General features: G+C 68.0%; 7 protein-coding genes and 2 tRNA genes. 3 read left to right on the top strand and 6 right to left on the bottom strand.

All coding sequences use genetic code 11. The features are described from left to right. The 3 genes from VNE60_06490 to VNE60_06500 form a co-directional block, all read left to right on the top strand. A partial coding sequence (locus VNE60_06490) for a fumarylacetoacetate hydrolase family protein (protein ID HVB31162.1) occupies positions 1-703 on the top strand: 703 nt, incomplete at its 5' end. After that, positions 703-1,887: an aminotransferase class I/II-fold pyridoxal phosphate-dependent enzyme gene (locus VNE60_06495; GenBank protein ID HVB31163.1), complete on the top strand. Its 1,185-nt coding sequence runs from the start codon at positions 703-705 to the stop codon at positions 1,885-1,887. The genes VNE60_06490 and VNE60_06495, both read left to right, overlap by 1 nt. Then, positions 1,884-2,732 carry a hypothetical protein gene (locus VNE60_06500; GenBank protein ID HVB31164.1) on the top strand — a complete coding sequence of 283 codons (849 nt, stop codon included), beginning with the start codon at positions 1,884-1,886 and terminating at the stop codon, positions 2,730-2,732. Before VNE60_06495 ends, VNE60_06500 begins: the two co-directional genes overlap by 4 nt. 293 nt (positions 2,733-3,025) lie before the next feature. On the opposite strand, the gene lexA is transcribed toward VNE60_06500, so the two are convergent. The 6 genes from lexA to VNE60_06530 all read right to left on the bottom strand — a co-directional run bounded on the left by lexA (position 3,026) and on the right by VNE60_06530 (position 8,026). Next, positions 3,026-3,682 (bottom strand): transcriptional repressor LexA, encoded by a 657-nt coding sequence (gene lexA, locus VNE60_06505; GenBank protein ID HVB31165.1) that lies wholly within the window; start codon positions 3,680-3,682, stop codon positions 3,026-3,028. A 147-nt stretch (positions 3,683-3,829) separates the two neighbouring features. After that, entirely contained in the window at positions 3,830-5,269 is a 1,440-nt protein-coding gene (gene gltX / locus VNE60_06510; GenBank protein ID HVB31166.1) for a glutamate--tRNA ligase, read from the bottom strand. Positions 5,270-5,460: 191 nt separating this feature from the next. After that, positions 5,461-5,551 (bottom strand) — tRNA-Ser (locus VNE60_06515). A 42-nt stretch (positions 5,552-5,593) separates the two neighbouring features. After that, positions 5,594-6,514, bottom strand: coding sequence for a cysteine synthase A (gene cysK, locus VNE60_06520; GenBank protein ID HVB31167.1), 921 nt, complete (start codon positions 6,512-6,514; stop codon positions 5,594-5,596). 64 nt (positions 6,515-6,578) lie between these two features. Further along, entirely contained in the window at positions 6,579-7,871 is a 1,293-nt protein-coding gene (locus VNE60_06525; protein HVB31168.1) for a hypothetical protein, read from the bottom strand. A 68-nt stretch (positions 7,872-7,939) separates the two neighbouring features. Beyond that, a tRNA-Ser gene (locus tag VNE60_06530) sits at positions 7,940-8,026 on the bottom strand. Positions 8,027-8,226: the final 200 nt, after the last annotated feature.

The following is an 8,226-nucleotide window of genomic DNA, read 5'->3' on the forward strand; positions in this document are numbered from 1 at the left end:
GCCGCCGGCGCCGCCGAATGCCCGCGAATGGCCGCCCCCCGCGATCGCCAGTAGATTTCCCGGCATGCCCTCCAACGCCTCGCTCCCCATCGCCCGCCCGTCCAAGATCGTGTGTGTGGGGCGCAACTACGCCGAACACGCCAAGGAGATGGGGAACGCGGTTCCCCAGGAACCCCTCATCTTCTTCAAACCGCCGTCCAGCCTCATCGCCGCGGGTGAATCCATCGTCCTCCCATCGATTTCGACCCAGGTGGAGTACGAGGGGGAGATCGGCGTCGTCCTGGGCAAACGGCTGCGCCACGCCACCGAGGCAGACGCCGCGGCCGCCGTCTCGGGCGTCCTGGCGGTGAACGACGTGACGGCGCGCGACCTCCAGCGGTCCGACTCGCAGTGGACCCGCGCCAAGGGGTTCGACACCTTCTGTCCCGTGGGCCCCGTCGCCGCGCCGCCGGCCGACCTGTCTGCCCTCTCGGTGGTCACCCGCGTCAACGGCCAGGAACGCCAGCGCGCGTCGGCCAGCGACATGGTATTCACGATTCCGGTCCTGCTGGCGTATATCTCACGGGTGATGACGCTCGAACCCGGCGATCTGGTGCTCACCGGCACGCCGTCGGGCGTCGGGACCCTTGCCCCCGGTGACGAGGTAGAAGTGGAAGTGCCGGGCTTCAGCCGGATCCGCAACCCTGTGAACAAGGATCGCTAGTGCCAAAGCTCGCCGACCGTCTGGTCACACTCCCCGAGTACGTGCTGGCGCGCGTACCTCAGCGCAAGCGCGAACTGCTCGCGCAGGGCGTGGATGTGATCGACCTCGGACCCGGCGACGCCGACCTCATGCCGCCGCCCGCCGCACTCGCCCGCCTGGCCGAAGCCGCGGCCATCCCCTCCATGAACCGCTACGCGTTCGGCGTGGGGCTCATGGACTTCCGCGAGGCGGTCACCACGTGGATGGCCAAGCGCTTCGGTTTGCAGTTCGATCCGCTCACCGAGATCGTGCCGCTCATCGGCAGCAAGGAGGGCATCTCCCACCTTGCCATGGCGTACGTGGATCCGGGGCAGACCACGATCGTCCCCGAGCCGGGCTACAACTCGTACGCCGGCGGCACGCGGCTGGCCGGCGGCGTGCCGTACCGGTACGCGCTCACCCCGCGCACCAACTTCCTGGTGGATCTGGACGACGTGCCGGCCGACGTGCTGCGCCGCGCCCGCATCGTGTACCTCAACTACCCCAACAACCCCACCGGCGCCATCGCGCCGCGCGACTACCTCGAGCGCACGGTGCGCCGCTGCCGCGAACTCGATCTCCTGCTGGTGTACGACAACGCCTACTCCGAGCTGGCGTTCGACGGCTACGTGCCGCCCAGCATCTTCGAGATCGACGGCGCGCGCGACGTGGCCATCGAATTCCATTCGATGTCCAAGACGTACAACATGACGGGATGGCGCTGCGGGTGGGCGGTAGCCAAGCCGGAGATCGCGTCCGTGCTGGCCAAGGTCAAGACGTTCGTGGACACGGGCGGGTTCATGGCGGTGCAGGCCGCCGCCGTGGCGGCCATCGAGAGCTACGACGACTTCGTGCCGCGCAACGTGGCCGTGTTCAAGGAGCGGCGCGATGCGGCCGTGCGCGCGTTCCGTGACGCCGGCTTCACCTGCGAGACGCCGCGGGCCACGATGTACCTCTGGATTCCGCTGCCCGAGGGCCTGCCGAGCGCGCAGTTTGCCGAGCGTCTCATGGAAGACGAGGGCGTGATCGTGCTGCCGGGCTCGGGTTTCGGCGAGGGCGGTGAAGGGTTCTTTCGCATCTCGTTCATCACGTCGCCCCAACGCCTGGCCGAAGCGGCCCGCCGCGCCGGACGCGTGTTGCAGTCGCTCACGGCTGGTGTGGCGTGAACCTCCTGCCCAAGCGCCCGCGCTCCACGGGCTCGCTGGTCGCTTCGGTCGCCATCCACGTGGTCATCGTGCTGGTGATGGCGCAGATGATCTTCCGCTATCCGCTCGGCATCCTGCTCGGCGGCTTCTCCTCGGAGCGGCACATCACGCCCGAGGACATCCACTTCGTCCGCGTGTCGCCGCCGCCGCCGGCGTCGTCCTCGGCGCCCACCACGCGCGCCAGCAAGCCCGCGCCCAGGGGCGGAGCGCCGGCGCCGCTGATCGCGCCCACCACCATCCCCACCACGGTCGTCCCGCCGCTGCCCAAGGCCCAAGCGCCGGCTGAAGCGGCGGGCGGCACCGGGAACGGATTGGGCGTCACCGGCGGGGCGGGGGTGGCCACGGGCGTGATCCCGGCGCTGCCCGACAAGCGGATCCGCGTGTCGGCGCCATACTTCGAGGCGCCGGTCAAGACGCCGGCCGAGAAGATCGACAGCATCGTCAACGAACTGTACGGCGTGATGCTCGATTCAGCCGAGGCCGCGGGGCACCAGCGCAAGCCGGGCGACTGGACGGTGACCACCAAGGACGGCAAGAAGTACGGCTGGGATCAGCAGGGCATCCAGTTGGGCAAGTTCATGATCCCCAACGCGCTGTTCGCGCTGCTGCCGCTCAAGATCCAGGCCAACCCCACGCTGAATTCGCGCTACACGGATCAGCTCCGCGCCGACGTGCTGTTCCAGGGCCGTCTGTCGATCACGGAGGACGAATTCCGCGCCGCGGTCAAGCGCATCCGGGAGCGCAACGAGAAGATCCACGAGGAGCACGAGAAGGCGCGGGAGAAGGCCGACTCGTCGTCGCACTGAGCGCGTTCACCGCTCGCCGTTCATCGCGAGTTGCGCGCCGGGCGGGCAACATCCAGAACCCAGAATTGCGACAGGATGCTCCGGGTGGGACGGATGCTCCGGATCGAACTGACCAGGGGGGCTTGAGGGGAGATCTGTGCGCCAGCGGCACGCATCTCCCCTCAAAGCCCCCCTGCTTTTCATCCGGAGCATCCGTCCAATCCGGAGCATCCTGTCAGCAACCCTGCGATCCTGATGCCCATCGCGCGCGACAATCCGGAACGGTCGCGATCTCCGGGCGAACTCCACGCGATCTACGCCGCGCCGTTCTCGCTCTCGAGCGCTGGTGGCTCGGGCTCCTTCTCCACATACGGCCGGAACACCCCGCACACCACGCCGAGGATCGCGAAGTCGTCACTCGGACCCACCTCAATCGGGCGCTCGGCCGCCGTGGTGGCCTCGAGCACGATCGTCGCCCCGCGATGGGTGAGCGTGCGGACCTTGGCCTGGCCCGCCACCCGCGCCGCCACCAGGTCGCCATCCTTGGCGCGCGCCGAGGGTGACACCATCACGTAGTCGTTGGCCAGGATGCCGCGACCGCTCATCGCGTCGTCCGTGGTGCGCAGGTACATCACGTCGTCGCTTGGCAGGAAGCGGCGGTCCATCGTGATGTAGCGCTCGGCCTTGACGGGGGCGCCGTCGGTGGCTGCGGCCACGGGCACGCACGGCACCGGCTGCGTGGAGCCCGCCGCCGCGAAGCCGAAGATGTGCACGCCTCGCGATCGCGATTCGTCGCGCTGGATGTAGCCCTTGCTCTCCAGCGAGTGCAGCAGGTCCGACACCGTCTTGGTGGACTTGATGCGGAACTTCTTCGCGATCTCGCGAATGCTCGGCTGGTACGTATTCTCGGCGAGAAAGTCGATCAGAAACTGATAGACCCGCCGTTCCAACTGCGTGAGTGGCTCTGTCATGGGGCCCGTCCGCGGCGGTCGCGCCCATCGCTGGAGGCAGCGTTGGCGCTCTCCGCGTTCGTGAACGAATGTACCCTGAATCTCACGAAGCGGTCAACAGATGTTTTCCCCTTCAATCGGTCGGGTTTCGCCCGACCCGTCGCTCGATCAGCCGGCCACGTGACGGATGGCGGCGTCGATCCGGGCCAGCGACCGCTCGCGGCCCAGCAGAACCAGCACGTCGAAGATGCCCGGGCTTACCGAGAGGCCGGTGAGCGCCAGGCGCAGCGGCTGGAAAATCTTCCCGCCGGCCAGCCCCTTGGCCTCGGCCAAGGCGCGCAGCGCCTCTTCCATCGGTGCGGGCTCCCACGCCGCCAGCGCCACCAGGGCGTCGCGCGTCGCGCCGAGCAGTTCCAGCGCGGCGGGGCGGTCTTTCCATACCTTGGCCTCCGCCGCCGGGTCGTAGGCGATGTCGTCCGTGAGATACGGCGCCGCCTGCCGCACGATGTCGTCGATCGTGCGCGACCGCGTCTTGATCTGGTCCAGCAGCGACAGGTACCAGTCGCGCTTGGCTGCCAGCTCGTCGGCCGTGGCCAGCCCCGCCTTCACGATGGCCGGCGTGATGCGCGGCTCGATCTCAGCGCTCGACAGCAGGCTCAGGTGCTGCCCGTTCATCCACTCCAGCTTGGCGGTGTCGAATACCGACGCCTTCTTGAGCAGCGAGTCGGCGCTGAACAGGTCGATCATCTGCGGCACCGTCATCACCTCGATGTCGTTGCCGGGTGACCAGCCCAGCAGGGCCAGGAAGTTGAGCATCGCCTGGGGCAGGATGCCCATGTGCTGGTAGTCGGCCACCGCGGTGGCGCCGTGGCGCTTGCTCAGCTTCTTGCCGTCCAGCCCGTGGATCATGGGCAGGTGCGCGAACGTGGGCAGTTCGGCGCCCAGCGCGCGGTAGAGCATGATCTGCTTGGGCGTGTTCGAGATGTGGTCGTCGCCGCGCATCACCACCGTGATGCCCATGGCGATGTCGTCCGACACCACGGCCAGGTTGTAGATCGGCGTGCCGTCGGAGCGGAGGATCACGAAGTCCTCCACGTCCTTGTTCGGGAAGCTGATCGTCTCGTGCACCAGGTCGTCCCAACTCGTGGTGCCGTCGGGCACCAGGAAGCGGATGACGAACGGCATGCCCGCCGCCACGCGACGGTCGATCTCCTCACGCGGCAGGCCGGCGCAGCGGCGGTCGTACTTGAACGCGTCCTTGCTCGCGTGGGCCTCGGCGCGGCGCGCCTCCAGCTCCTCGCGGGTGCAGAAGCAGCGGTAGGCGTGCCCCGCGTGGAGCATGCGGTTGGCGTCGGCCTGGTGGCGGGGCAGGTTGGCGCCCTGGTACACCACCTCCTCGTCCCACAGCAGGCCCAGCCACTCCAGCCCGTCGAAGATGGCGCGCGTGCTCTCGTCCGTGCTCCGCGCCTTGTCGGTGTCCTCGATGCGCAGCAGGAACTGGCCGCCGTACTTCTTGGCGTACAGCCAGTTGAACAGCGCCGTGCGCGCTCCGCCCACGTGGAGATAGCCGGTGGGAGACGGGGCGAAGCGGAGGCGGGGGGCGGTCATGAGGGGTAATGTAGGACGGTAGGGGCGTAGGGGCGTAGGACGGAAGACAGTAAATGAAGTAGGACGGCGTGACGGCGCGACGGTGATACCGTCCTACCATCCTACCGTCCTACCGTCCTACCGGTCGGTCTGTGTTACCCCCGGTCGGGGCTTCTTCCCCCGCCCTGGAGACGATCCCGACGGGGAGTACACGGAGACGGAGGGATTCGAACCCTCGATAGAGCTTTAAGGCCCTATAACGGTTTAGCAAACCGCCGCCTTCAGCCTCTCGGCCACGTCTCCGTTGCTGCGAGAGGCGGAATCTAGACGTCGGGGCGTCGGGGTTCAACCCGACGGAAAGAGCCCGTCCACCGAGAGGTACCGCTCGCCCGTGTCGTAGCAGAAGGTGAGCACGCGGCTGCCGGCGGGTAGCTCGGGCAGCTTCCTGGCCACGGCGGCCAGCGAGGCGCCCGACGACGGGCCGACGAAGATTCCCTCCTCGCGCGCCGCCCGGCGGGCGTACTCGAACCCTTCCTCTTCGCTTACCTGGATGGTGCCGTCGATGGCGGCGACGTTGAGCACGCCGGGCACGAACCCGGCGCCGATGCCCTGCAGCTTGTGCGGGCCCGGCGCGCCCCCCGAGAGCACCGCCGACTTCTCCGGTTCCACGGCGAACGTCTTCAGCTTGGGAAACCGGTGCTTGAGCACCTCGCTCACGCCCGTGATGTGCCCCCCGGTGCCCACGCCGGTGATCAACACGTCCAGCCCCTCGGGAAAATCGGCCAGGATCTCTCGGGCCGTGGTCTGGCGGTGGATCTCGGCGTTGGCGGGGTTGTCGAACTGCTGCGGCATCCACGCATTCGGGGTCTTGGCGATCAGCTCCTCGGCGCGCGCGATGGCGCCGCGCATGCCCAGTTCGCGCGGCGTGAGGTCGAACGTGGCGCCCAGCGCGGCCAGGATGCGCCGGCGTTCGATGGACATGGACTCCGGCATCACGAGGATGAGCTTGTAGCCCTTCACCGCGGCCGCCAGCGCCAGCCCGATGCCGGTGTTGCCCGACGTGGGCTCGATGATCACGGCGCCCTTGGCGAGCTTGCCGCTGCGCTCGGCGTCCTCGATCATCGCCACGCCGATGCGGTCCTTGATGCTGCCGCCGGGATTGGCGCGTTCGAGCTTGAGCCACACCTCGTGGTCGGGGCCGAACAGGCGGTTGATGCGGACGTGCGGGGTGTTGCCGATGGTCTGGAGGATGTTCTGCGCGCGCATGCGAAGATTGGGTGAAGGAAGTCCGGCGCAGATGAATCCGGCCGACGGGCGGCGAGTTCGCGGCTCAGTGGCCCAGGCGCGGGTTCACGATGTTGTTGAAGATCGACCCGAAGGTGTAGCTGAGCCCCAGGCGGCCGGAGTACCGGTAGCTCGTGGCCAGCTGCCGCAGGTTGAGCAGCACCTGTTCGTCCGTGGCGGCGCCGCGCGGCAGGTACAGCTGGTTCTTCACGCGCGAGGCATTGGCTGCGACGTAGAGCGAGAAGCCGCGGAACAGGCGGAAGTTCCCGTTGGTGGATCCCGTCACCGAGTACTTGGAAAGGTCCTGCAGGTACTGGTCCCCGGCCACCGACAGGTTGAACGAGCCCCAGGGCTGCGTGAGGTCGTAGCTCACGAGCAGCGATTGGTCCAACAGCGTCTCGGCCATCTTGCCGTAGATCGTGGTCGAGTCGTACCGCACGTTGGTCACGCCGAGGGTGTACGTGGCCGTGAGCTGCCGCTGCTGGAACTGGCTGTACGGGAACAGGCTGTACTCGGCGGCCGGCGCCAGGCGCAGCGCCAGTTGCTGATTCTGGACGGAGGACGAGTGCAGCGACCCGATCAGGCCCAGCGAGAAGTGCGGGCCCTCGCTCTTCACCACCAGCCCCGACGCGTCATATGAGTTCACATAACTTGTGAGCTTGCTGCCGTCGCTGAACGTGTAGTGGCCTTCGCTATACGAGCCGTGGGTGAACAGACGCAGGTGCCAGTTGTCCGTGGTGCGGTCGGCCACGAACGAACCGTAGCTGGCGAGCTGCTTGGACGACTGCTCGCCGCTGGCGGAGCTGCTCACGTTGGTGCGGAACACCCAGAAGTTCCACGGGTCCGCCGAGGCCGGCGTGGCCTCGGTCTCGCCAGCCGGGGGCGCGGCGTAGGCCAGATCGAGCTGGCTCACGGCGCGGGTGCGGTCGACGTACGGCACCAGGCCCAGCTTGAGGTAGCGAACGAGCGTCCGTCGCACGTCGTCGGCCGTGGCGCCCTGCGGGGTGGCCAGCTGCATCGTGTCCACGAGGCCAGCGAACCGCCGGTGGCCGATGAACTCGATGGTGTACGAGCGGCCTCCGCTGCCGGTCTGGTGGTCGGTGAACAGCACGTGAACGTCGGATTCGTCGCGGTCGCGCACGTAGTCCACGTACGGGATCTCCTCCCGCACGTAGTCCAGACGGCAAGGACAGTGGTCCACGAACACGCGGGCGGTGGAGCTGTCCGGCGTGGTGGACGTGTCGGGAACGTCCTGGGCGCGGGCGACGGTGGTGGCGGCGCCGAGCGCGAAGGCCAGGGCGAGGGTGGGCGCGACGAGTCGCGCAACGACCGAGGTCATCGCGGCGGCGATCCTTCGGAGCAGGGAGAGTGGATGCAGCGTCCGCGAGGACGCCGCCGGGAATGCAACGGAGGGCACAGGATTCGAACCTGTAAGCCGCTTTCGCGGCGCCGGTTTTCAAGACCGGTGCAATAGCCTGATTCTGCCAGCCCTCCCGACCCAAAGATCGCCAGCCGTACGACCCGATGCAACGTGTGCGAATTTCAGCATCCTTCAGAGGGGAAATGGCACCAGGACGATCCGCCAGGCGGACCGGCAGCCGGTGCTAACCGCGTCGCTGCGAGCGTCCTCGGGCCGCCGGCCGACGGTCTGCTTGGGGTAATCTTGGGGTAACCTTGCGGAGCCTTGGTGCTTG

The organism is Gemmatimonadaceae bacterium (assembly GCA_035533755.1).
GTDB lineage: Bacteria > Gemmatimonadota > Gemmatimonadetes > Gemmatimonadales > Gemmatimonadaceae > JAGWRI01.